Genomic DNA, 23,923 nt, shown 5'->3' on the forward strand with positions numbered 1-23,923 from the left:
GCGTTCTCGCGCTCGCAAAGAGCGTTCTCGCGCTCGCAACGTGCGTCCTCGCGCTCGCAAAATGTCTCCGCACGTTCGTAAACGAAATTTATCACATTAATATCATTAAATTAGTACATATTTTCTTTTCGTTAGGGTAAGTATGATGATAAAAGTGAGTAGAAAACTTTAAATGAATTTTATATGAGTTTATGGGAAATTTAATAATCGTTGCTAAAAATAATTTTAATCAATAATAGGAATAGTGTAAATATTTATTTAATATGGTAAATTATATACTAACATACAAAATTTACTAGGAAGGAGGATAACATGGAGTATGCAATTTCGGCTAGCACGTGGTTTTGGTTGTTTGTACCGATGCCTACTTTGATTTTATTGTCCATTATTACTTTAGTTACAGAAAGGGGGAGGTAACGTATGAATATAGCTACTATAATTACTTTTCTAGTTTATTTAATCGGGATGCTCGCTATCGGATTAGTTATGTATCGCAGGACGCATGATTTGTCAGACTACGTACTGGGAGGACGATCGCTAGGCCCAGCTGTGGCCGCTTTAAGTGCTGGCGCATCTGATATGAGTGGTTGGCTGCTGTTAGGATTGCCAGGTGCTATTTATGCATCTGGGTTGGCGGAATCATGGATTGCTGTTGGATTAGCAGTAGGAGCCTATTTAAATTGGCAATTTGTTGCGAAACGGTTGCGGGTGTATACCGAGGTTGCTGATAACTCCATAACAATCCCAGATTTTTTGGAAAATAGATTTAAGGATTCATCTCATCTTCTCCGAGTAATATCAGCACTTGTTATATTATTGTTTTTTACATTTTATACGTCATCAGGAATGGTAGCTGGAGCTAAACTGTTTGAAGCTTCATTTGGTTTGTCGTACCAATCTGCCTTATGGATTGGAACAATTGTAATTGTCTCCTATACATTTTTAGGAGGTTTTCTAGCAGTAGTATGGACGGATTTTATTCAAGGAACACTTATGTTGCTTGCGTTAATCGTCGTGCCAATTATTGCATTGACACAAATCGGTGGCTGGAATGAAGCCGTAGAGGCAGTTGGGCAAATTGATGCAAGTCATTTAAATATGGTAAAAGGTGTAGGAATAATGGCCATCATCTCCTCGATTGCATGGGGGCTCGGTTATTTTGGTCAGCCGCATATAATCGTTCGCTTTATGGCGCTCAAATCACCTAAGGATGTGCCTACCGCACGCTTCATCGGAACGACTTGGATGATTCTCGGCTTATATGGAGCAATTTTTACTGGTTTTGTCGGTCTTGCTTTTATTAGTACGCAGGATGTCGCTATTTTAAGTCAGTTCGGAATTGAAGTTACGACTGAGAATGGTGTACAAATGCTAGCTGATCCAGAGAAAATATTTATTGCCTTCTCGCAAATATTATTCCATCCGATCGTAGCAGGGTTATTATTGGCAGCAATTTTATCGGCAATTATGAGTACGATTGACTCGCAATTGCTCGTATCGTCATCTGCTGTGGCGGAGGACTTTTATAAAGCAATTTTTCGCCGTGAAGCGACGGATAAGGAACTTGTTTGGATCGGCCGTTTTGCTACTTTGATCATTGCTTTAATTGCAGCAATTGTTGCGATTAACCCGGAAAGCACTGTCCTTGAGCTTGTTAGCTACGCATGGGCAGGATTTGGCGCAGCCTTTGGACCGATCATTATTCTATCCTTATTTTGGAAACGTATTACACGGAATGGTGCTTTGGCAGGTATTATTGTAGGTGCGGTTACTGTTATTATTTGGGGAGATTTTTTATCTGGGGGAATATTTGATTTATACGAAATTGTTCCTGGGTTTTTACTGAATCTACTTGTAACGATTATCGTTAGCTTGCTAGGTAAACCATCTGAAGAAATTGAAAAACAATACGATCAAGCTGTCGCTAGATTAAATGAATAAAAAGATGTAAGCAATTTTGGCTAAACCACTTTTCCTTTATGTTTTGTTTTTGTCGTTATGGCAAAAATAAACAGAGGAAAGGTGGTTTTTTAATTCGATTAGTTGCTTAATAGACGCTATTTCTGCTATCATCAAGAGTGTTATATTTGTTCGATGTGTTTCTATATTTCAATTAAATTTTGACGATAATAAATGGTGAAATTACATAGGAGGTGAACGATATGGCAAACTTAAAAAAGGATCGAGTTGAAGAAGTCGCTCACTTGGCACGAATTGCTATATCAGAAGAAGAAGCAGAAAGGTTAACGGAACAATTAAATTCTATTTTTGCGTTTACTGAAAAAATACAAGCATTAAATACGGATGATGTGGAACGGACAACACATGGCCGAGAAACTGAAAATGTATTACGAGAAGACGAACCAAAAGAATGGATTACGCGCGAAGAAGCGTTGAAAAACGCACCAGACACGCAGGACGGCCACTTTAAAGTGCCTTCGATCATGGAGTAGGGAGGAAACGATATGTCATTGCATGAATACAGTATAAAACAATTAACGAATATGCTAAATAATAAAGAGATTTCCGCGCATGAGCTCGTTGAAAAGTCGTTTAATCGAATCGCTGAAGTTGACGCGGATGTACAAGCGTTCTTAAGGTTGGATAAAGAAAATGCACTTAAACGTGCGAAAGAGTTAGATAATGGCGCAAACGATACATCATTATTTGCCATTCCTAGTGGGATAAAAGACAATATTGTAACAAAAGGACTTAAAACTACATGTGCAAGTAAGATGCTCAGTAATTTTAATGATCCATTATATAATGCTACAGTTATCGATAAATTGTCTGCAGCTCAGTCTGTAATGGTTGGTAAGCTGAATATGGACGAATTTGCAATGGGCTCCTCAACGGAAAACTCGGGCTATCAGCTAACACGGAATCCGTGGAATTTAAATTATGTACCAGGCGGATCAAGCGGTGGTTCAGCTGCAGCAGTTGCAGCTGGTGAAGTTGTATTCTCACTAGGTACAGATACAGGTGGATCGATTCGTCAACCAGCTGCTTTCTGTGGTGTTGTCGGTTTAAAGCCTACATATGGACTCGTTTCGAGACATGGATTAGTCGCCTTTGCATCATCACTTGATCAAATCGGGCCGATTACGCAAACGGTAGAAGATAATGCAAAAGTACTAGAAGTTATTGCTGGCTATGATGAAATGGATGCCATGAGCAAAAATATAGATACGCCGACATATACAGACGCACTTACTGGTGATGTTAAAGGATTGAAAGTCGCTGTTCCAAAAGAATTCTTTAGTGAAGGTGTAGATGCTGAAGTAAAGAAAGCTGTACAAGCAGCACTAAAAGTATATGAATCGCTTGGTGCAGAAATTGAAGAAGTATCGTTACCACACATATCCTATGCAGACGCTGTCTACTATTTAATTGCTTCCGCTGAAGCATCGGCTAATTTAGCGCGTTTTGATGGCGTTCGTTATGGTGTTCGTACACAAAGCACGGATGATATGATTGAAATGTATAAGCTTTCTCGTAGTGAAGGCTTTGGTGAGGAAGTAAAGCGCCGTATTATGATTGGTACATTTGCGTTAAGTGCCGAGTTTCATGATGATTATTTTGAAAAGGCACAAAAAGTTCGTACATTGATTAAAAATGACTTTGCACGTGTGTTTGAAAAGTATGATGTAATTGTTGGCCCAACTACACCAACACCAGCTTTTAAAATAGGTGAAAAAGTGGATGATCTATTAACGCTCTATATGCGTGATACGCTTACTGTTCCTGTGAATTTGGCTGGATTGCCAGGTATTTCTGTTCCGTGCGGGTATTCTGCTCAAGGATTGCCAATTGGATTGCAAGTAATTGGGAAGCACTTTGATGAGCGTACGGTCTATCGGGCTGCCCATGCTTTTGAGCAAGCGACAGCTTATCATAAACAACATCCAGCAGTAGGAGGTGCCGATAAATGAACTTTGAAACAATAATTGGATTAGAAGTACATGTCGAGTTAAAAACAAAATCAAAAATATTTAGCCCGAGCCCGAACGCATTCGGAGCAGATCCGAATAAAAATGTGAACCCAATTGATCTTGCGTTTCCCGGCACATTACCGGTTTTAAATAAAGAAGCAATTAATTTTGGAATGAAGGCAGCAATGGCGCTAAATTGTGAAATTGCTACACATACGGTATTTGATCGGAAGCATTACTTTTATCCGGATAACCCAAGTGCTTACCAAATCTCTCAAGATAAACAGCCGATCGGCGAAAATGGCTGGATTGATATTGAAGTAGACGGTAAGAAAAAGAGAATAGGAATTGAACGAATTCACTTAGAAGAAGATGCTGGAAAGCTTATTCACGTGGAAGACGGTTCTTTAGTCGATTTAAACCGACAAGGTACTCCGCTCATTGAAATTGTGTCAGAGCCAGATATTCGTTCACCTGAGGAAGCATATGCTTATTTAGAAAAACTGAAAAGCATTGTTCAATATACAGGAGTATCGGACTGTAAAATGGAAGAAGGCTCCTTACGCTGTGACGCGAATATCTCGTTACGCCCTGTTGGACAAGAGAAGTTTGGTACGAAAACAGAAATCAAAAACTTGAATTCTTTTGCTTTTGTTCGTAGTGGACTAGCGTTTGAAGAAAAGCGTCAGGCAAAGGAATTACGCGCAGGAAAGACGCTTTTACAAGAAACTCGTCGTTACGATGATAAAACAAAAGAAACAACACTTATGCGAATTAAAGGGCATGCAGATGATTATCGTTTCTTGCCAGATCCAGATATTGCACCAGTTTATATTGATGAGGCTTGGAAGGAGCGAATTCGTCAAGAAATTCCAGAGCTTCCAGATGCAAGAAAGGCACGCTATGTAGCCGAGCTCGGTTTGCCGGAATATGATGCTGCTGTCTTAACGAGTTCGAAAGATATGGCGGACTTTTTTGAGCGAACGGTAGATGCTGGAGCGGATACGAAGCAAGCATCTAACTGGATGATGGGCGATCTTTCTGCATATATGAATAAGCATGGCAAGGAATTAACAGAACTTGCTATAACATCAGACGGTCTCGCAAAAATGATTAAACTCATCGAGGATGGGACGATTTCATCAAAAATAGCTAAAAAAGTATTTGCCGAAATGATTGAAACGGGCTGTGATCCAGAGACGTTTATTAAAGAACAAGGGCTTGTACAGATTTCGGACGAAGGTCAATTACAAGAGGTTATTTCAGCCGTATTGGATGAAAACGAACAATCCATTATTGATTATAAGGACGGTAAAGGAAAAGCGCTCGGTTTCCTAGTTGGTCAAGTAATGAAGGCTACAAAAGGGCAGGCGAACCCCCAAATGGTAAACAAGATTTTAAAACAAGAAATTGATAAACGCTAAATGAGGTACGGGCTGCTACTTATAGTTGAAGTAGTAGTCCACATTTTTATCTGTAATAAAAATGTCTGTCTCTGTTTAAAAGGTGATTAGTGGGGAGGTGCTTCAGTGAAAAGGGCACGCATCATTTATAATCCAACGTCTGGAAGGGAGCTTTTTAAAAAGGAACTTCCGAATGTATTGGAACGTTTTGAAAAAGCTGGCTATGAAACATCGGCCCATGCAACGACGTGCGAAGGGGATGCAATTCAAGCGGCTAAAACAGCTGTAGCGAGAAAATTTGATGTCGTTGTTGCAGTTGGCGGCGACGGAACAATTAATGAAGTCATTAATGGAATCGCTGAAGCAGATGTTCGACCGAAGTTAGGAATTATTCCAGCAGGCACAACAAATGATTTTGCAAGAGCTCTAGCCATTCCACGCGATATTAAAAAAGCGGTAGATATTATTTTGCAAGATCAACTAATGGCGCTTGATATCGGGAAAGCGAATGACCACTATTTTATGAACATAGCGGGTGGAGGAGAGTTAACCGAATTGACTTATGAAGTACCAAGCAGATTGAAAACAATGCTTGGGCAGCTCGCGTATTATATGAAAGGTATGGAAATGCTTCCTTTCTTGAAGCCTGTTCATACAAAAATAGAGTACGATGGAAAAGTATTTGAAGACGACATTATGCTTTTTTTAGTTTCAAATACGAATTCTGTAGGTGGATTCGAAAAGCTAGCCCCAGATGCAAAGCCAAATGACGGCTATTTTGATTTAATTATATTAAAAAAGACAAACCTTGCAGAGTTTATTCGCATTGCATCGCTCGGTGTAAGGGGAGCACATATTGATGATAAGCATGTTATTTACGTACAAGCAAAACAAATCAAAGTGACCCCAGATGAAAAAATGCAACTCAATCTTGATGGTGAATATGGTGGGATGCTTCCTGGAGAGTTCATTAATTTGCAGCAGCATATTCCATTCTTCGTATCGGATAAATTTTTAGAGAAGTATAAGGAGAAAGTGACAGAAGACGATTCAATCTAAACAATAGCAATATAAGATATATATTTGACTGTTGCAGCAACCCCTTAAAGGTGTGATCTATTTAAACGTATCCACTTTTAAGGGTTCATTTTTATCAAAGCGTTATACGAAGCGATGAGGAGGGGAGCTTGATGAGCCATTCGCAAAATAAAGCAGAGAAACTACTGGAGATTAATAAAATCCTAACACAATCTCTTAAAATAGATGAAGTGCTACATAATGTCATTCAATCAGCGAGTGAATTAATTGAAGTTTCTGATGTTTTAATTATTTATTTGTATGACGAGAATACAAACACACTTCGATTTGCTGAAGGCGAGGGTGTGAACAAAGAAAAGCTGAAAAACATTCATTTTTCCCCAGGTGAATCTATTTCTGGGAAAGTGTTTATCGATCAGCAATCGAAACTATTTTCTTCAGAAAAAGAAATAGATATGTATATGAAAAATATGAACAAAAGAAATTACGAAGCGTATTATGAAGGTGTGCATAAGCGGAAAATTAAAAGCGCCTTTTGTGTTCCATTAATTAATAAAAACCGTTGTTTAGGGGTATTAGTTGTTGATAATTTTAACCAAGATGGTGTGTTTACCGAAGAGGATATGCAGGTGATTGAGGCAGTTGCTGATCAAAGTGCAATCGCTATTGACAATTCAAATGTATACCGGAGCTTAAAGGAGAAAAATGCACTTTTAACCCAATCGATTTCGATTCATAATCAATTTTATAATTTAATCATTGAAGATGGTGGAATCGATAAAGTATTGGCATTATTAGAAACACTTATTCATTCAACGGTTACGTATCATTCTACATTATTTTATGAAGAAAAAGGGACATTCTTCCCGATCGTACGAGGAAAAGATGTACTTGGCGTGCTTGAATTAGAAAAAGAGTTTGAAAGCTTGTCCAACATGGATCAAATTGCTATTGAACAGGCAAGTATGGCGATTGCGTTAGAGCTTATTAAAAAGAACGCTCTCTATGAAAAAGAACTCCATTTTCGTGAAGAAGTTTTTAATCAATTGCTAGAAGGATTGTCTAAGGAAGACCTACAACGAGCACTTCACTATATGCAATGGGATGAAACGTGGACGGCACAATGCATCGTTATTGAAGGGGATCGCGAACGTCTTTGGGAGCAAAATAATTTCATCGAGAAAGAATGGTTTGTCCGCTCCATTGAGCAAATTACAAATGCAGTTACGGTACATAGTTTTCTTTTTACAAGAGCATACCAATTAATTATCATCGTCCCAAAAATTAAAGAAAATGCATTGGAGCAAATTATACGTAAAATAGAAAGCGAGTGGGGGGAGAAAAAAAGCATCCTATACGGAATTGGACGTGAGACAGCGATCGGCGATTTGTCGATATCTTATAAAGAAGCAGTTCGCTCTGTCGGCTATGCAAAAGCAAATGAAAATGCACATATCGTTGAATATACAAAGTTAGGATTTGAACGACTGTTGCAAGGTGTTGACCCTGCAGAAATTGAAATGTTTATGCAAGATAAATTAAGCAGGCTTCTTGTGCTAGACCCTACATTTCTCAAAACATTAAATTACTTTATCGAATCGAACAAAAATCATAAAAAGACAGCTGAACAATTACACATTCACCCGAACACGCTCTATTACCGATTAAGAAAAATTGAAGAGGAACTTAAAATTAATATTAATAATGAAAAAGACTGGATTGATCTTGTTATCGCTACACGCCTATTTGTGTCAGGCAACAAAAAGTATTGAGAATATTTGTTGCCTGCCATATTTATTTTTATCATTTATAGTATTATGATAATTCCAAGCGATATATTAGGAGGGCTAACATGAGCAAAACATACTTCAATTACATCAATGGAAAATGGATAGAAACGATTACAAAAGAAACTTATCATAGTATAAATCCTGCTAATACAGAAGAAGTGCTCGGTATCTTTCAACGCTCCAACGCAGAAGATGTTAATTTAGCAATTGCCGCTGCAGAGGACGCCTTCAGAGCTTGGTCAAATACATCTGCTACAACACGTGGTGACGTGATTTTTCGCCTCATACAATTATTAGAAGAACAACGCGAAGAACTCGCAACTATTATAACGAAGGAAGTCGGGAAATCATTTCGTGAAGCGAAAGGCGAAGTACAAAAAACAATCGATGCTATGAAGCAATTTAGCGGGGAAGCTACACGATTAAACGGTGAAACCGTACCTTCTCAGGACAGTGGAATATTCGGCTATACGGTACGCGAGCCTCTTGGCGTTGTCGGCGTAATTGCTCCGTATAACTTTCCTTTAGGCATCGGCATATGGAAAATAGCACCAGCGATTATTGCGGGAAATACTGTACTATTTAAGCCGGCAAGCAACACGTCTTTAATTAGTGTAAAAATAATTGAGCTGTTTGAAGAAGCAGGCGTGCCTGCAGGTGTAATTAATATGGTTACTGGCCCTGGCGGTGTTATTGGTGACGCAATCGGCACGCATCCAAAAATTAAAGCGGTTTCGTTTACTGGTTCTACAGATGTAGGGCTAGCGCTCGGAAAAGCAGTAACTGCTCGCGGAGCAAAAATGCAGGCAGAAATGGGTGGAAAAAATCCTTCTATTATTTTAGAAGATGCAAATATCGATGAAACGATTGAAAACATCGTTATTAGTGCATTTTTAGATAACGGCCAGCGGTGTACAGGAACGAGCCGATTGATCGTCCCACGTTCGATTGCAGATGAAGTGACTAAAAAGCTTGTTGCACGTGCTGAAAAACTTGTAATCGGTGATGGCTTTGGGGAAAACGTCGATAATGGCCCAGTTATTGATGAAAATCAGTTAAACACCTATTTGCATTATGTAAACAGTGCGATTGAAGAAGGTGCGACACTAGAATACGGAGGAAAACGCCTTACTGAAAATGGATTAGATAAAGGGTATTTCGTAGCTCCTACAATCTTTAGCGGTATTACGAAGGATATGACGATCTTCAAGGAAGAAATATTTGGCCCAGTCATTGGAATAACAGTTGTCGATTCGTATGAGGAAGCATTAGAGCTTGCCAATGCGAGTGAATTTGGCCTTTCCTCAACAATTTATACGAACGATTTGAATAAAGCATTCGATTTCGTTCGTCGTGTTGAATCAGGCGTAACACATGTAAACATTCCATCCAACTATTTTGAAAACCAATACCCGTTTGGTGGCAAAAAGGCTTCCAGTATTGGACCACGTGAACAGGGGTCAACTGCATTAGATTTCTGGACGGATTATAAAACAGTTTATATTAGACCGTAATGAGAAATCCCCATCGCGTGTAAATAAATCGACATTCGCTGAGCGAAATGAGCGAGTGTCGATACTTCCAAAAATGAACAGAGTTATAGCATGGATAGTAGAGTCATAGACATCTAGAGAGAGGACGGATTGTTTGAATAAAGTAGGGGTTATTGGCTGTGGCCTAATGGGTCAAGGGTTAGTAAAAAACTTGTTAGAAAATGGTTTTACCGTAACAATTTATGATATAAATAAAGAAGCTGTGAACAAATTGGTTCAGAAAGGAGCGGTGCGATCAGAAAATGTTCAACAATTAGCGAAAGAGGTTGATCGTGTTATATTATCCTTGCCATCACCAGCACTTATCGAGCAGCTCATGCTTAAGGAAGAAACGGGTGTCTTACATGCAATGCAGCCGGGAACCTATGTAATGGACATGAGTACAAATGATGTTCAGCTCACGAAGCAATTGCACGAAGCAGCTCGACAACGACAAATTGAATTTTTTGACTGTCCGTTAAGCGGTGGCCCAGCTGGTGCAGAATCAGGGGCACTAACGATTATGGTCGGCGGAAATGAAAAGGCTTTCCCAGAAATTCTTCCCGTATTAAAAGCAGTTGGCGAAAACATCGAATACGTCGGACAAAGTGGTGCAGGACAAACAATTAAATTATGCAACAACATGGTAGTTGCGGGTATCATTACATTGATCAGTGAAGCCTTACTAACGGGTGAACAAGCTGGAATACCGAAAGAAAAAATAGGTGAAATCTTACAAAAAGGCTCCGCACATACAAGAGTTATGGACGTATTTGGACCAAATATATTGCACGAAACATTTGAAGATGTAAAATTCTCTCTCGCAAATATGACAAAGGATTTGCAATTATACAATGATCTCGCAGAAAAGAATCACGTTCCAACGCTTGTAAGCCAAACTACGAATCTACTATTTAAAACAGCAAAAAATAAAGGGTGCGGCTCGAAGGACTCTACCGCCGTTCATGAAATTCTAGCGGAATTAAGCAAATAAATCGCGCGCGCTCGCAAAGAACGTTCTCGCGCTCGTAAAGTGTGTTCTCGCGCTCGCAAAGAGCGTTCTCGCGCTCGTAAAGTGTGTTCACGCGCTCGCAAAGAGCGTTCTCGCGCTCGTAAAGTGCTCTCTCGCGCTCGTAAAGTGCATTCTCGCGCTCGTAAAGTGCATTCTCGCGCTCGTAAAGTGCATTCTCGCGCTCGTAAAGTGCATTCTCGCGCTCGTAAAGTGCATTCTCGCGCTCGTAAAGTGCATTCTCGCGCTCGTAAAGTGCTCTCACGCGCTCGCAAAGTGCTCTCACGCGCTCGCAAAGAGTGTCCGCGCGCTCGCAAAAGAGTGCCGCGCGCTCGCAAAAGAGTGCCGCGCGCTCGCAAAGAGCATGCATGTTCCGAAGCTACCCATAACTTACACATTTACGTTAAAAATGGTAGGATAGAACAATCAATAATAAAATTAAAATTCAAGGGGGAATTATTGTGAATGAAAACAATTCGATTTATGGCATTTGGAAGGACTGGCGTCTCCATGTCCTCGTCCTATTAACAGTAATTGTAACAGAACTAATTGGAACACATAAAATTCCAGTTGGACCTGGTGTTATTTTACTTTTGCCAATGTTGTATGCACTTATTATTGGTCTTATTTTATATTTCACACCTGTAGTAAAAGAAAAGCAATCCATTAATGCAGAACCAATTATTGTCCTCGGAGTTGCTTTGCTTTTAGCAAAAATCGGCGTAATTATCGGGCCATCATTGCCGGATGTAATTGCCGCAGGACCAGCACTAATTTTGCAAGAGCTAGGTAACTTAGGAACAATTTTCCTCGCATTGCCAGTTGCAGTCTGGTTAGGGCTAAAGCGTGAAGCAATTGGAATGACACACTCGGTAGCCCGTGAGCCAAATGTCGGTTTAATTATGGATAAGTTTGGTATTGGATCACCAGAAGGCCGCGGTGTCATGGCTGTATATATTTTTGGAACCGTGTTTGGAGCTGTTTTTATGGGTCTGATTTCTGGGTTTTTAGCAACGGTTACCCCGTTAAATCCGTTGTCATTCGCGATGGCTTCCGGAGTTGGAAGTGGAAGTATGATGGCCGCTGCTAGTGGTTCACTTGTTGCAGCGTTTCCAGATATGGAAGATAAAATATTAGCATTTGCTGGAGCAAGTAACTTACTGTCATTATCAACCGGATTATGGGTAAGTATTTTCGTTGCTTTACCATTAACCGAAAAATTGTACAGTGTGTTAACACGTGGAAAAACAGAATCGACAAAATAAGGGGGAATATGCATGTTATTAAAAAATATTCAAGAGTGGACGTTATTATTAGTTATTTTTGGATTTACGGCTCTTATCGGAAACTGGGCAGGGTATGATATTTTACCTTTAGCAGCTATTCCAGGAATGATTGTACTCATATTAATATGTTTAGCAGGGTTTGTATTGCGTGAACTGATTCCGATTAACTTTCCAAGTATTGCATATATATCTATTATTGGTGTTGCTGTTTCTATGCCATGGATGCCTGGTTCGGAAAAAGTAATTGAATGGACAAGTGAAGTGCAGTTACTAGCACTAGCAACTCCGATTCTTGCTTACGCTGGGATTGCAATAGGTCGCTCATGGACAGACTTTATGAAGCTCGGTTGGAAAACATTGGTCGTAGCAAGTCTCGTATTATTAGGAACATTTCTCGGATCTGCACTTATCGCTGAAGTAATATTACGTATGCAAGGGATTATCTAATCGAATATGACGTAGAATGGAATACTGAATTAAGTATGTTTGTTTAACATAGGTGTTAAAATGCTCCTTTATCGTTTCTTTTATCTTCCTTTTTGTACAATGGGAATAAAATAGACATAAAGGAGTATTCTATTGCCTACTATTTCAACAGGAGGTATACACGTGAAATACAATTCTGTATTTGATATTATCGGACCGGTAATGGTTGGACCGTCAAGCTCGCATACAGCAGGAGCATTAAGGATAGCGAAGGTTGCGCGTGGATTATTTGGCAAAAACGTCTGTTGGGCAAAAATATATTTGTACGGCTCATTTGCTCAAACATACAAAGGACACGGTACGGATTTGGCACTCGTTGGCGGTCTTCTCGGATTTGAAACCGATGATTTACGAGTGGCAAAGGCATTAGAGCTCGCTAAGCAAAACGGCATGAATGTAGCATTTTTTGAAGATACAGCTGCTACGGATCATCCGAATACTGTACGACTTTTGATTGGTGACGAAGCGAGTAGTATAGAAGTGACCGGGATATCAATTGGTGGTGGAAAAGTACAGATAACGGAACTAAATGGCTTTGCACTTCGGTTATCGGGAAATCATCCTGCTATTTTAGTAATGCATACGGATCGGGCTGGCGCAATTGCTTCTGTTACTAAAATATTAGCCAAGCACCAGCTTAATATCGGGCATATGGAAGTAAACAGGAAGGACGTTGGACAAGACGCCTTAATGGTCATTGAAGTCGATCAAAATATAGCAGATGTTATTTTAAAGGAATTAGAAGAAGCGGATCATATTCGAAACGTAACAAAAATTGATAGCTAACTTAGGAGGACGATAATATGTTTCGGACGGTAGCCGAATTGGTGAAAACAGCTGAACAGGAAGGAATTCCGATTTCTGAAGTAATGATTCGACAAGAGATGGAAGTGAAGGATCGCTCATATGATGAAATATTTTCTGAAATGGAAAACAATCTACAAGTGATGGAACGAGCTGTTGAGGATGGTCTGGAAGGTGTGCAATCGGTAACTGGGCTAACTGGCGGAGATGCCGTTCTTGTCCAGCAATATATGAAAGACAAAAAGCCATTGTCGGGGCATGTCATCATGGACGCAGTGAGTAAAGCGATGGCAACTAACGAGGTAAATGCCGCAATGGGTGTTATTTGTGCAACACCAACGGCTGGCAGTGCGGGCTGTGTACCTGGTGCACTGTTTGCAGTAAAAGATCAGCTTAATCCAACACGAGAAGAAATGGTCCGATTTTTATTTACAGCTGGAGCCTTCGGTTTCGTAGTTGCTAACAATGCATTCATATCGGGAGCGGCAGGGGGCTGTCAAGCAGAAGTTGGTTCAGCAGGTGCAATGGCAGCAGCGGCCATCGTTGAAATGGCTGGCGGAACACCACAGCAATCCTCTGACGCTTTTGCAATTACGTTAAAAAATATGCTCGGACTCGTCTGTGATCCGGTTGCCGGTTTAGTTGAGGTTCCATGTGTAAAAAGAAATGCAGCAGGTTCTTCGTTAGCAATTGTATCAGCAGATCTAGCCTTAGCTGGGGTAACGAGTAGAATACCGTGTGATGAAGTTATTGGGGCAATGTATCGAATCGGTAAAACAATGCCAGTCCAATTACGAGAAACAGGGACAGGCGGATTAGCAGATACACCAACAGGTCGATTTTTGCGTGATAAAATATTTGGCACGCCGTCTTAACAATCAATTAGCTGCATGATAAGAATTTCATAGCTGTTAATGGCATTGAATGTGGAAGCTCGTAAACCCTCCAAATAGCACAGCACGGAAGCTATTCCTCTCTTAAAAAATAGATCGTTTGCCAATTACCGCTTCGAATAATTATAATTTTTACTGAACGAACCATACTATACGTAGAAAGGATGGTTCGTCTATGAAGCATGTAAAAGCAATTGGAATCAAGTTTATAATTGTTTCACTTGTGGTTTTTTCATTATTTGGGATTTTTACGAATGTTTCACTTATGATTTTGTTGTGGATGAGTCTTGTTTTAACTGGGATCGATTATGTAGTAGGGGATTTATTATTTCTTCGCAGGCTTGGTAATCTAAAAGCAACTATTTTGGACTTTGGTCTTGTTTTTATTACGGTTTGGATACTGGCAAACGTATTCATTGATACGTCTCCAGCAATGACACTCGTATCCTTTTACGCCGCATTTATTCTCACGCTTGCAGAGCCGCTATTTCACGGATATATGGAAGAAAAGGTTTTTGAAGAAGAACGAGCCTTTCCGTTTACGAGTCAGTTTCAAACTGAATTTGCGGAAGAAATCGATCCGAATGAGGCGGACCAAGATCATAAGAGTGAATCAAAAAAGTAATATATATTTTTTCAGGTCCCATCGACACTCCTACTAATAATTGTCGATGGGATAATTTAATTACGAATGATTATCGAGTGAATTTCATAGAGGGTTGAAAACATATATAGAAAGGCTTTCCACACATGCAGAACAAACAGCTAGATACAATATCGCGTATATAAAACAATTTAATAATTAAACGAGCTGTCGCAGTTCCAAAGGGCTTAAAGGTGTATAAAAGTAAGGACTTCATTCAAAGGGCAGTTGCTTTTAAATGAAGAACCCCCCTTTTAAAATAATTAAAGCAACCTGAATACATGTAGACTCGAGTGGGAAGGAAGAGATCGGTCGTATTATGAAATTCATTTACGTATATTCCGACGGATAAATCGATTCATAATACGAAACTGTGGTAAGATGGAAACGGTAGAATTCGGAATTGTGTTTATATAACTTCAGAAAAAGTGCAATAAAGCAAAGGAAGATTAAGATGTCAAAGCAACAAGCACCCGTAAAAAAGAATGAAACAATTACATTGCAATTTGAAGACCTTACCCATGAAGGAAATGGAGTAGGTAAGATAGATGGGTATCCGCTCTTTGTCCCTTATGCCCTTCCAGGTGAAAAGGCAATTGTAAAGGTGATTAAAGTAAATAAAAAGTTCGGCTTTGGGAAGCTGATTGAGATTAAGCAAGCAAGTCCCCACCGTGTAAAGCCACCTTGTGACGTCTTTTACAAATGTGGCGGCTGCCAAATCCAGCATATGAGCTATAACATGCAGCTTGTAATGAAGCAAAACCAAGTGAAAAACGTAATGAAAAAAATTGCCCATTTAGACGATGTACCTGTTCACTCTGTAATCGGAATGGAAGATCCATGGCGATACAGAAATAAAGTGGCAATTCCTGTTGGTGAAAAAGATGGAGAATTAATAACAGGATTTTATCGCATGCGAAGTCACGATATTATTAGTGATATGGACACGTGTGTCGTACAAGATGAAATGAATGATCGAATGATAGAGGCTGTTAGAAGAATAGCAGCTCATTTGGGCATTTCCGCGTACGATGAAAAAAGCGATCACGGCGTTTTACGACACATCTTAGTTCGAACGGGTCATAATACGAAAGAAACGATGATTGTACTTATTACTAGGACAAAAAAGCTTCCATATAAAAATGAACTGATAAAAGAGCTAACCGAAACATACCCACATGTGAAATCGATCGTACATAATATTAACAACCGAAAGACGAACGTCATTTTAGGAAAAGAAACGAACGTCATCTGGGGAGAAAAATATATTTACGATACGATTGGAGCTATCCGTTTTGCAATTTCTGCAAAGTCATTTTATCAAGTAAATCCACTACAGACGAAAAAATTGTATGAAAAAGCATTGGAATATGCAAATGTGAGCGGTGATGATATCGTCATTGATGCGTATTGTGGTATCGGAACGATTTCATTATTTTTAGCTCAAAAAGCAAAAAAAGTATACGGCATTGAGATTGTCCCTGAAGCGGTTACCGATGCGAAAATGAATGCAAAATTAAACGGAATGACGAATGCAGAGTTTTTTGTAGGAGAAGCGGAAGAAGTAATGCCACAATGGAAAGCAGAAGGATTGAACCCCGATGTCATCGTCGTTGACCCACCTAGAAAGGGCTGTGATGAGACATTTCTGCAAGCGATGATCGACATGCAACCGAAGCGAATTGTGTACGTTTCGTGTAACCCTTCCACATTAGCCCGAGATTTACGGATATTGGAAGATGGTGGTTATTGCACGAAGGAAGTACAACCAGTCGATATGTTTCCACAGAGTATGCATGTGGAGTGTGTGGCGTTGATGTCAAGGGTGGATGAGGAAGAGTAGTTTAAGTGTTGATATAGTAAGGTTTATAGGGTTCCGCCTTCGTTTATTTTATGTGAATAAACGGGCGGAATCCTTTTTGTTGTTTGGGTTAGAAGTGCTAAAAATTTAGGTTGAGTTGATAGAATGGATTTTGGCTAGGGGAGTTGACAAGTTAGATTTAAGGTGAAAAATGTGCTATATTTAGACTAATCATATATCGAGAAAATACAACAAATTTGATTAGTCTAAATGAACATAAAATATAAGTACCAGGAGGTAAGGGGATGCCTGATCAGCGCAGGGTACATTTTATTCCACCAAAACCTGTTAAACGTGAAAAACGAGTAGGAATTTATTGTCGAGTAAGTTCCAATAGTATGGAACAGTTGAATAGTTTAACAACCCAAGTATCTGCTCTAACTAGATTGATAGCATCTACTCCTAACTGGTTGCTTGTTGATACATACATAGACATTGCTTCAGGAAAAGCAAAGTCCAACCGCAAAGCATTTAATCGTCTGATAAAAGATTGTGAAGCAAAAAATATAGAAATCATCATAACGAAAAATATTAGTCGATTTGGTAGAGATACAGTTGAGGTACTTGAAGGATTAAACAAACTAAGAGAACTTGGAGTACGTGTTATTTTCGAACAAGAAGGCTTGGATACTGCTGATACCGATAGCGCTTTAATGATTTCGATTATCGAATCCATCGCTCAAGCGGAAAATGAATCGAGAAGTGAAAATATTAAATGGGGATATAAACGTCATGCCGCTCAAGGAACTTCTAAACTATATAACAGAAAATGTTATGGCTATGAAAATGATGAAGAAGGTCTGTTGGTTATAAAAGATGATGAAGCTAAAAATGTTCGATTGATTTTTGACTTATATTTACGTGGCTTAAGTATAATCGGTATTAAAAGAGAGCTAGAGAAGTTAGAAATAAAGACACCAACGGGAAAAGAAAAGTGGAGTAAACGAACGATTGATGTCATGCTGAGTAATGAAAAATATATCGGTTTAGTAAGACTACTCAATGCGGGGAAACATCAAGAACATTATGTGTCTGAAAACAATCATCCAGCGATTGTTTCAAAGGAGCAATTTGAAGCGGTGCAAATGGAAAAGAAGAATAGGAGTAATGTTGTAAAAACTGAAGATGGTGTAAAAAGAACGAGTAGGAAGTATAGTTCGAAAAAGGGGTGATAATTTGCTGATTAATAAATTATATGATAAAGATGGAAATCCAATTCTATATGATTTAAAAAATGAGTTTGCTGAGATAATTAATTTAGTGGGCACTGAGACAAACGTTGAGAAATGGAGAAAATATAAATCTTATAAGGTAGATAGATATAGTGAATTTGGGATAGATTGTGACGTTTCATGTCTGGCTATTCAAGTATATTATAAGGGATGGAAATTTCTTAACAGGGTAAAACCAACAAAACAATATGTAAAGAATCCTAAATCAGATGGTATCGTGATAAGAGAATATAAATATCAATTTATATTGAGAAATACCCGTCCATTTGAATATTATCGTGGTGATACAATGACTTCATTTACTAATACATATAATCATTTTATAAAGCATTATGTTGAAAATGAAAACATTAGTGAAGAAATTGAGAGATTAGCAAAAAATTATCATACAATAGGGAATATGATTCCAATTCCTAGTGGACTAAATATAAGTCGTGCTGGCAAGTATGCAAAATATGATTATTGGGATTTAACTATGTGTAAGATAAAAGAATGGTATGATTCTGATTGTGATAAAAAAAGGAATCAAGTACTTAATGAATTACTTAATGGAGGCTCAAATACAATTGACTCTATAAACAGATGGCTAGAAAAGTTTTCAACTTGGAAGGAATTTGTAGATGAAAACTATTTAAGCAGTTATGTTGATCAAACTTCTTATAATCCAATTTTATTTTGGGAATCACATAGTTATGATAATGCCGAATTACCAACAAATGAAAAGTCTTTTTTAAACTATTTAAGATTATTGAATGAGTATATTGAAAAACGTAATAAAGAGATACTAACTGATATTAAAAGTTAAAAATAGCCTAATCAAAAGTCGATATGTTGACTAGACAGAAAAGATGGGAAGTTACGTTGATACAAGCGTTATTCTTGTAAAAAACAATGCATAGAATAGCCTAAGTACATCATGTGGAGTGTGTGGCGTTGATGTCTAGGGTTGAAGAATAAGAGTTATTAGTGTTTATTATATTGGCAATAATATAAAAACGATGATATAGATAGGAGAGGAGAGCGTGGCACTCGAAAATAAGTTAGGTATTACTAATTCTACGGAACTAGCACGTATGGAAGAAAAAATTAGTAAGAAAAAAGCGATTGAAATGTTTGAAATTAATTATTTAGATACATTAGAGAGTGGGACATATAAGTCACTATCGGCAATTCATAGCTTTCTGTTCGGAGATATTTATGAATTCGCAGGAAAGATACGTGATGTAAATATAGCGAAGGGCAATTTTCGTTTTGCACCTGTAATGTACCTTGAAGTTGCGCTTGAAAATATTGAAAAAATGCCGCAATCAAATTTTGACGAAATTATTGAAAAGTATGTTGAAATGAATATTGCGCATCCTTTTAGAGAAGGTAATGGAAGAAGTGCAAGAATTTGGCTAGATAATATATTAAAAAATGAGCTAAAACAAGTTGTTGATTGGAGCAGAGTTGATAAGGAAGATTATCTTTTGGCGATGGAAAGAAGTCCTGTTAAGGATGTTGAAATAAAAGTTCTTTTAAAAGCAGCCTTGACGGATAAAATTAATGATCGAGAGACTTATATGAAAGGCATCGATGCAAGTTATCATTATGAGGGATATTACGTTTATAGGACAGAGAATTTACAAGATGAATCGTAAGTTTTTAAGGTTGAAAAGATGCTATATTAACAGAGGCGGGAGCGTAACAGGATAATGAAAGAGAACGATTGATTGAATAACGGAATTATTGAAGCGACAAACATGTGAACTAAAAAGGTATGATGAACAACTGGCGAGGCAGATTTGAGACGAAATAAGTACAGTCAGTGGATATGTTTCCGCAGACGAAGCATGTGGAGTGTGTGGCGTTGATGTCTAGGGAATAAACACATAAGTAATTGAAGCGTTGATATAGCAAGGTTTATAGGGTTTCACCCGAGTTTATTTTAGAATAAACGGGTGGATCCCTTTTTGTTGTTGGCGTTTAAATGACTGATGTAGAAAAACTAAAATCAATTAATTTTTATTTAAAATACAAATCACATACTATTGTATATACATTTCACCATCTCACATTAATTCAGATTAAAATTTTGGGGTTATGATTGTATTTATAGAGCTTGTGAAGGAAGGTACAAAAGCTTTAGCGAGTCCTTGACAATGGTATTCGCTATTATTTGTTGAAGTAAGACAGAAGTTAGGGAATCTAATAGGTAAGTAAAAAAAACCTTGCATACTTATTGCAAGGGGGATGAGGCTAATTGAGATAGTATGTTTTTAAATACTTAGTTTACATACTTGCCATAATCAGGTTTAGCAATTTCTTCAAAGTTTTCAACCAATTTATGTAAGCTCTCAGTTAGCAATTCACCAGATAAAGGTTGACCATGTCCAGTAACTGCGACAGTTGGTTTTAGTGTTGATAAAGTAATGACAGATTCCTTAGCAGCCTTCCAATCTGTGGTCAAGTATCTTGGAGGACCACTAATTTCTAGTTTTTGTGTTAACACTTCATAAAGGTACTCTTGTTTAACAGTAACAAAGGCATCTCCAACGATTAATGCACGGTCATTTTCCCTAAATAAAGATACATGACCTGGCGAATGCCCAGGAGTATGAACCCATTTAAATCCAGGCATATTAGGTACAGACCCATCGGCAGGTAATGGCTTAACGTTGCTACCTAAGTTAATTGGATCAATAGGAAACATTGGTGACATTTTAGCTACCATGCCCCCTTCGACTGTCGAATCTGGTTCTGGATAGCGCTTTTTTCCCCTTAAATAAGGCATTTCTAACTCGTGTGCATATACAGCCACTTTCCAATGTTTTACTAGCTCAATAACGGCCCCGACATGATCAAAGTGACCGTGTGTTAAAATAATTGCCTGTGGACGACTGTTTTTACCAAACCTACTTTCAACAACTGATATAATTTCTTCTGCTGAATTAGGCATCCCAGCATCAATCAAAACAAATTCATTTGTGTCTGGGTTACCAACTAAATGGATATTTACTATTTGTATCGTGTAACTATAGAGGTCTGGTAGCACCTCTATACCGACTCCACTTCGGATAGAAGTGGCTGGAATCGATTTATAATCACTTCCATAATTCATTTGCTCGTCCATCAAAGATTACCTCCTAAAATTAAACTCGTAGTTAGTGTTTACCTTATAATTTTTTTTATGGATGAAATCGTAAAAAAATTTTATGTTTAAATTTGGAGTTAACAAAACGATTTCAATTGTTCTGTGTTATTTGTTATAAGGATGTTAATAGCTTATTAAAGTTCAATTGTATTAACATTTTTTTACTAGTATAATAGTCACATAAGAATTTAATAGAGGAGCATTACGTATGATTACAGGTGAACTACGAAACAAAGTTGATAAAATTTGGGAAGCATTTTGGACAGGTGGTATTACAAATCCACTTACCGTTATTGAACAATTTACATATTTACTTTATATAAAAGGTTTAGACGATCGTGAAAAGCGAAGAGAAATGGATTCGGAGTTATTAGGAACTACGCATGAAGGTTTGTTTCCTAAAGAGCAGCCTGAACTAAGATGGAGCACTTTCTCGCAAATGGGTCCGGAAGAAATGTTTGAAACCGTTTCTCAAAAGGTGTTTCCATTTATAAAAAGCATGGGCGGAAATGGATCTGCATACTCTCAGCATATAAAAGATGCCGTATTTGTTATTCCTTCCCCAGCTTTACTTTCACGTGTTGTAGCAGGTATTAGTGATTTACCTTCTTCAACGAGCGCAGACAGTGACGTTGATTCACTAGGAGATCTATATGAGTATTTGTTATCAAAATTACAAAGCTCTGGAACGAATGGGCAATTTAGAACCCCTAGACAGATAATAGATATGATGGTTGCTTTAATGAAACCAACCCCACAAGATACAATTGTTGATCCTGCTGCTGGTACAGCTGGGTTTCTAGTATCTGCTAGTGAGTATTTAAGGAAAAATCATAGTGATTTATTTTATACAAGTGGATTGAAAGAGCACTTCCACAATACGATGTTTAATGGATTTGAAATTGATACAACCATGCTACGCATAAGTACGATGAATATGATGCTTCACGGTATTGATAATCCGAACATTCGTTATCAGGATAGTTTAAATGAGCAAAATAAAGAAAAAGAAAAATATACATTAGTATTAGCAAATCCACCATTCAGAGGTTCACTTGATCATGATGCAGTTTCAGATGATTTATTGAAAGTCGCCAAAACGAAAAGCACAGAATTATTATTTTTAGTATTATTCTTACGTTTATTAAAGAAAGGTGGACGGGCTGCTGTTATTGTGCCAGACGGTGTGTTATTTGGTGCATCCAATGCCCATAAAGCAATTCGTAAAGAAATTTTAGAGAACAATAGATTAGAAGCTGTGATTAGTATGCCGAGTGGAATATTTAAACCGTATGCTGGAGTATCTACTGGAATTTTAATTTTTACGAAGACAGGCTCAGGTGGAACAGATAATGTTTGGTTTTACGATATGGAAAGTGATGGGTTTTCATTAAACGACAACCGTACTCCGATTGAAGATAATGACATTCCAGATATTATCGAGAGATTTCATAATATGGATAGGGAAGAGGAACGAAAACGAACAGACAAATCATTCTTGGTTCCTTTTGAAGAGATTAAAGAAAATGATTATGATTTATCGATTAATAAATATAAAGAAATAGAATATGAAGAGATGGAGTATGAGGAACCCAAGGTTTTGATTGAGAGCATCATAGGATTAGAAAAAAAGATTGAAGAGGATTTACAATCATTAAAGAACTTATTAAGTGAAGTGAAATTATGATCTATACAAATATTACTGAAGTTTGCAATATACAAATAGGGAAGACTCCTAAGAGATCAGAAAGTAAATATTGGGGGCAAGGTAATAGCTGGGTTTCCATTGCTGATATGAACAGTAAATTTATAGGGAACTCAAAAGAAGAAATAAATGATTTAGCAGTTAAAGAGCACAATATGAAAATAGTGCCTAAAAACACTTTGATTATGAGCTTTAAGCTTTCTATAGGAAAAGTTGGTATTACAACAAAGGAACTTTATACAAACGAGGCAATAGCTGCTTTTATGATTAAAGACCCCAATATATTGCACACGGAATATTTATATTATGTTTTGAGAAATTATAATTATGATCATTTGATGGATAGTGCTGCTAGAGGTAAAACATTAAATAAACGGAAGTTAGCACAAATCGAAATACCCTTAATATCAATAAAACAACAAGAGCAAATTATAAATGTACTAAATAAAGCAGAAAACCTTTTACGATTTCGTCAACAACAAATCGAAACTTTATCAAACTTGCAACATAGTGTATTTAACAAGTTGTTTGTAGTACATGACGATAAGAGCGCAACAGTACCTCTAAAAGATCTATGTATGATTAACCCAAGAAAGAGTGAAATTGCTGAAGACTTATATGAAAAAGAAATAACATTTTTACCTATGACATCAGTAAGTGAAAATGGGGAAGTAAACTTAAGTGAAACAAGGATTCTGTCAGATGTTTATAGTAATTATACCTATTTTGCTGAAGGCGATGTATTATTTGCAAAAATAACCCCTTGCATGGAAAACGGAAAAGGGGCAATTGTAAAAGGGCTGAAAAATAAAATTGGATTTGGATCAACCGAATTTCATGTTTTAAGGCCCAATAAAGACATCACCCCTGAATGGATTTATTTTTTAACAAAGTCAAGGGAATTTAGGGAAATAGCTGAGGGAAATATGACAGGTAGTGCCGGACAAAAACGTGTCCCTAGAAGTTTTTTGGAAAATTACCAAGTAACCATTCCTACTAAATCAAAGCAAGATGAATTTGAAGTTTTCTACTATGAAACTGAAAAAATAAAACAAAAGATAAATCGAAGCTTATCGGAATTTGAGACACTATTCCAAAACTTAATTCACAAAGCCTTCAACGGTGAATTATTCAAAGAAGATATAAAAGTTTAACTAAGCTAAGGTACGAAAGAAG

At 37.8% G+C, this 23,923-nt stretch carries 21 protein-coding genes; 19 read left to right on the plus strand and 2 right to left on the minus strand.

Annotated features, from left to right (window positions below; translation table 11 throughout):
• The first annotated feature begins 420 nt into the window (after positions 1-420).
• The 8 genes from putP (at position 421) to ACLIBH_RS11580 (ending at position 10,689) form a co-directional block, all read left to right on the plus strand.
• Complete coding sequence (gene putP / locus ACLIBH_RS11545) at positions 421-1,941, plus strand: sodium/proline symporter PutP (protein WP_439316857.1); 1,521 nt, start codon at positions 421-423, stop codon at positions 1,939-1,941.
• Between the two features lie 221 nt (positions 1,942-2,162).
• Positions 2,163-2,453 carry an Asp-tRNA(Asn)/Glu-tRNA(Gln) amidotransferase subunit GatC gene (gene gatC / locus ACLIBH_RS11550; RefSeq protein ID WP_439316858.1) on the plus strand — a complete coding sequence of 97 codons (291 nt, stop codon included), beginning with the start codon at positions 2,163-2,165 and terminating at the stop codon, positions 2,451-2,453.
• Between the two features lie 12 nt (positions 2,454-2,465).
• Entirely contained in the window at positions 2,466-3,932 is a 1,467-nt protein-coding gene (gene gatA, locus ACLIBH_RS11555) for an Asp-tRNA(Asn)/Glu-tRNA(Gln) amidotransferase subunit GatA (RefSeq protein ID WP_439316859.1), read from the plus strand.
• Complete coding sequence (gatB, locus tag ACLIBH_RS11560; protein ID WP_439316860.1) at positions 3,929-5,356, plus strand: Asp-tRNA(Asn)/Glu-tRNA(Gln) amidotransferase subunit GatB; 1,428 nt, start codon at positions 3,929-3,931, stop codon at positions 5,354-5,356. The genes gatA and gatB overlap by 4 nt, the downstream gene beginning before the upstream one ends.
• 105 nt (positions 5,357-5,461) lie before the next feature.
• Positions 5,462-6,394, plus strand: coding sequence for a diacylglycerol kinase (locus ACLIBH_RS11565; RefSeq protein ID WP_439316861.1), 933 nt, complete (start codon positions 5,462-5,464; stop codon positions 6,392-6,394).
• A gap of 131 nt (positions 6,395-6,525) precedes the next feature.
• Positions 6,526-8,145 carry a helix-turn-helix domain-containing protein gene (locus ACLIBH_RS11570; protein ID WP_439316862.1) on the plus strand — a complete coding sequence of 540 codons (1,620 nt, stop codon included), beginning with the start codon at positions 6,526-6,528 and terminating at the stop codon, positions 8,143-8,145.
• Between the two features lie 80 nt (positions 8,146-8,225).
• Positions 8,226-9,677, plus strand: coding sequence for an aldehyde dehydrogenase family protein (locus ACLIBH_RS11575; protein ID WP_439316863.1), 1,452 nt, complete (start codon positions 8,226-8,228; stop codon positions 9,675-9,677).
• Positions 9,678-9,810: 133 nt separating this feature from the next.
• The gene (locus ACLIBH_RS11580; RefSeq protein ID WP_439316864.1) at positions 9,811-10,689 is read left to right on the plus strand and encodes an NAD(P)-dependent oxidoreductase; all 879 of its coding nucleotides are present in this window, start codon (positions 9,811-9,813) and stop codon (positions 10,687-10,689) included.
• Here ACLIBH_RS11580 and ACLIBH_RS11585 read toward each other — a convergent pair.
• Positions 10,649-11,074: a hypothetical protein gene (locus ACLIBH_RS11585; RefSeq protein WP_439316865.1), complete on the minus strand. Its 426-nt coding sequence runs from the start codon at positions 11,072-11,074 to the stop codon at positions 10,649-10,651. The two genes, ACLIBH_RS11580 and ACLIBH_RS11585, sit on opposite strands and share 41 nt — an antisense overlap.
• Before the next feature lie 91 nt (positions 11,075-11,165).
• Here ACLIBH_RS11585 and ACLIBH_RS11590 point away from each other — a divergent pair, with 91 nt between their 5' ends.
• The 9 genes from ACLIBH_RS11590 to fic all read left to right on the plus strand — a co-directional run bounded on the left by ACLIBH_RS11590 (position 11,166) and on the right by fic (position 19,549).
• Positions 11,166-11,969: a DUF3100 domain-containing protein gene (locus ACLIBH_RS11590; protein WP_439316866.1), complete on the plus strand. Its 804-nt coding sequence runs from the start codon at positions 11,166-11,168 to the stop codon at positions 11,967-11,969.
• 12 nt (positions 11,970-11,981) lie between these two features.
• Positions 11,982-12,437 (plus strand): hypothetical protein, encoded by a 456-nt coding sequence (locus ACLIBH_RS11595; protein ID WP_439316867.1) that lies wholly within the window; start codon positions 11,982-11,984, stop codon positions 12,435-12,437.
• Positions 12,438-12,599: 162 nt separating this feature from the next.
• Complete coding sequence (gene sdaAB / locus ACLIBH_RS11600; RefSeq protein ID WP_439316868.1) at positions 12,600-13,262, plus strand: L-serine ammonia-lyase, iron-sulfur-dependent subunit beta; 663 nt, start codon at positions 12,600-12,602, stop codon at positions 13,260-13,262.
• A 17-nt stretch (positions 13,263-13,279) separates the two neighbouring features.
• Positions 13,280-14,155, plus strand: a complete 876-nt coding sequence (sdaAA, locus tag ACLIBH_RS11605; RefSeq protein ID WP_439316869.1) for an L-serine ammonia-lyase, iron-sulfur-dependent, subunit alpha — start codon at positions 13,280-13,282, stop codon at positions 14,153-14,155.
• A 193-nt stretch (positions 14,156-14,348) separates the two neighbouring features.
• Entirely contained in the window at positions 14,349-14,798 is a 450-nt protein-coding gene (locus ACLIBH_RS11610) for a YndM family protein (RefSeq protein WP_439316870.1), read from the plus strand.
• Between the two features lie 472 nt (positions 14,799-15,270).
• A complete protein-coding gene (gene rlmD, locus ACLIBH_RS11615) occupies positions 15,271-16,659 on the plus strand; it encodes a 23S rRNA (uracil(1939)-C(5))-methyltransferase RlmD (protein ID WP_439316871.1) in 1,389 nt (462 codons plus the stop codon).
• Between the two features lie 263 nt (positions 16,660-16,922).
• Positions 16,923-17,849: a recombinase family protein gene (locus ACLIBH_RS11620; protein ID WP_439316872.1), complete on the plus strand. Its 927-nt coding sequence runs from the start codon at positions 16,923-16,925 to the stop codon at positions 17,847-17,849.
• 4 nt (positions 17,850-17,853) lie between these two features.
• Positions 17,854-18,714 carry a DUF6994 family protein gene (locus ACLIBH_RS11625; protein ID WP_439316873.1) on the plus strand — a complete coding sequence of 287 codons (861 nt, stop codon included), beginning with the start codon at positions 17,854-17,856 and terminating at the stop codon, positions 18,712-18,714.
• Positions 18,715-18,982: 268 nt separating this feature from the next.
• On the plus strand, positions 18,983-19,549 hold the full coding sequence (fic, locus tag ACLIBH_RS11630; RefSeq protein ID WP_439316886.1) for a protein adenylyltransferase Fic: 567 nt from the start codon (positions 18,983-18,985) through the stop codon (positions 19,547-19,549).
• A gap of 626 nt (positions 19,550-20,175) precedes the next feature.
• Here fic and ACLIBH_RS11635 read toward each other — a convergent pair.
• A complete protein-coding gene (locus ACLIBH_RS11635; RefSeq protein ID WP_439316874.1) occupies positions 20,176-21,021 on the minus strand; it encodes an MBL fold metallo-hydrolase in 846 nt (281 codons plus the stop codon).
• Between the two features lie 229 nt (positions 21,022-21,250).
• Between ACLIBH_RS11635 and ACLIBH_RS11640 the strand changes: the two genes are divergently transcribed.
• Both ACLIBH_RS11640 and ACLIBH_RS11645 read left to right on the plus strand, forming a co-directional pair.
• Entirely contained in the window at positions 21,251-22,729 is a 1,479-nt protein-coding gene (locus tag ACLIBH_RS11640; RefSeq protein ID WP_439316875.1) for a type I restriction-modification system subunit M, read from the plus strand.
• On the plus strand, positions 22,726-23,901 hold the full coding sequence (locus tag ACLIBH_RS11645; RefSeq protein ID WP_439316876.1) for a restriction endonuclease subunit S: 1,176 nt from the start codon (positions 22,726-22,728) through the stop codon (positions 23,899-23,901). The genes ACLIBH_RS11640 and ACLIBH_RS11645 overlap by 4 nt, the downstream gene beginning before the upstream one ends.
• Positions 23,902-23,923: the final 22 nt, after the last annotated feature.

The organism is Virgibacillus sp. W0430 (genome assembly GCF_051846935.1).
Lineage (GTDB): Bacteria > Bacillota > Bacilli > Bacillales > Amphibacillaceae > JBPYCR01.

Coding starts and splice junctions, on each gene's coding strand:
- sdaAA (WP_439316869.1), top strand. CDS start 13,280: ATGTTTCGGACGGTAGCCGAATTGGTGAAAACAGCTGAACAGGAAGGA.
- gatA (WP_439316859.1), top strand. CDS start 2,466: ATGTCATTGCATGAATACAGTATAAAACAATTAACGAATATGCTAAAT.
- ACLIBH_RS11610 (WP_439316870.1), top strand. CDS start 14,349: ATGAAGCATGTAAAAGCAATTGGAATCAAGTTTATAATTGTTTCACTT.
- putP (WP_439316857.1), top strand. CDS start 421: ATGAATATAGCTACTATAATTACTTTTCTAGTTTATTTAATCGGGATG.
- ACLIBH_RS11575 (WP_439316863.1), top strand. CDS start 8,226: ATGAGCAAAACATACTTCAATTACATCAATGGAAAATGGATAGAAACG.
- ACLIBH_RS11645 (WP_439316876.1), top strand. CDS start 22,726: ATGATCTATACAAATATTACTGAAGTTTGCAATATACAAATAGGGAAG.
- gatC (WP_439316858.1), top strand. CDS start 2,163: ATGGCAAACTTAAAAAAGGATCGAGTTGAAGAAGTCGCTCACTTGGCA.
- rlmD (WP_439316871.1), top strand. CDS start 15,271: ATGTCAAAGCAACAAGCACCCGTAAAAAAGAATGAAACAATTACATTG.
- ACLIBH_RS11620 (WP_439316872.1), top strand. CDS start 16,923: ATGCCTGATCAGCGCAGGGTACATTTTATTCCACCAAAACCTGTTAAA.
- ACLIBH_RS11640 (WP_439316875.1), top strand. CDS start 21,251: ATGATTACAGGTGAACTACGAAACAAAGTTGATAAAATTTGGGAAGCA.
- gatB (WP_439316860.1), top strand. CDS start 3,929: ATGAACTTTGAAACAATAATTGGATTAGAAGTACATGTCGAGTTAAAA.
- ACLIBH_RS11585 (WP_439316865.1), bottom strand. CDS start 11,074: ATGCATGCTCTTTGCGAGCGCGCGGCACTCTTTTGCGAGCGCGCGGCA.
- fic (WP_439316886.1), top strand. CDS start 18,983: ATGGAAGAAAAAATTAGTAAGAAAAAAGCGATTGAAATGTTTGAAATT.
- ACLIBH_RS11595 (WP_439316867.1), top strand. CDS start 11,982: ATGTTATTAAAAAATATTCAAGAGTGGACGTTATTATTAGTTATTTTT.
- ACLIBH_RS11635 (WP_439316874.1), bottom strand. CDS start 21,021: ATGGACGAGCAAATGAATTATGGAAGTGATTATAAATCGATTCCAGCC.
- ACLIBH_RS11570 (WP_439316862.1), top strand. CDS start 6,526: ATGAGCCATTCGCAAAATAAAGCAGAGAAACTACTGGAGATTAATAAA.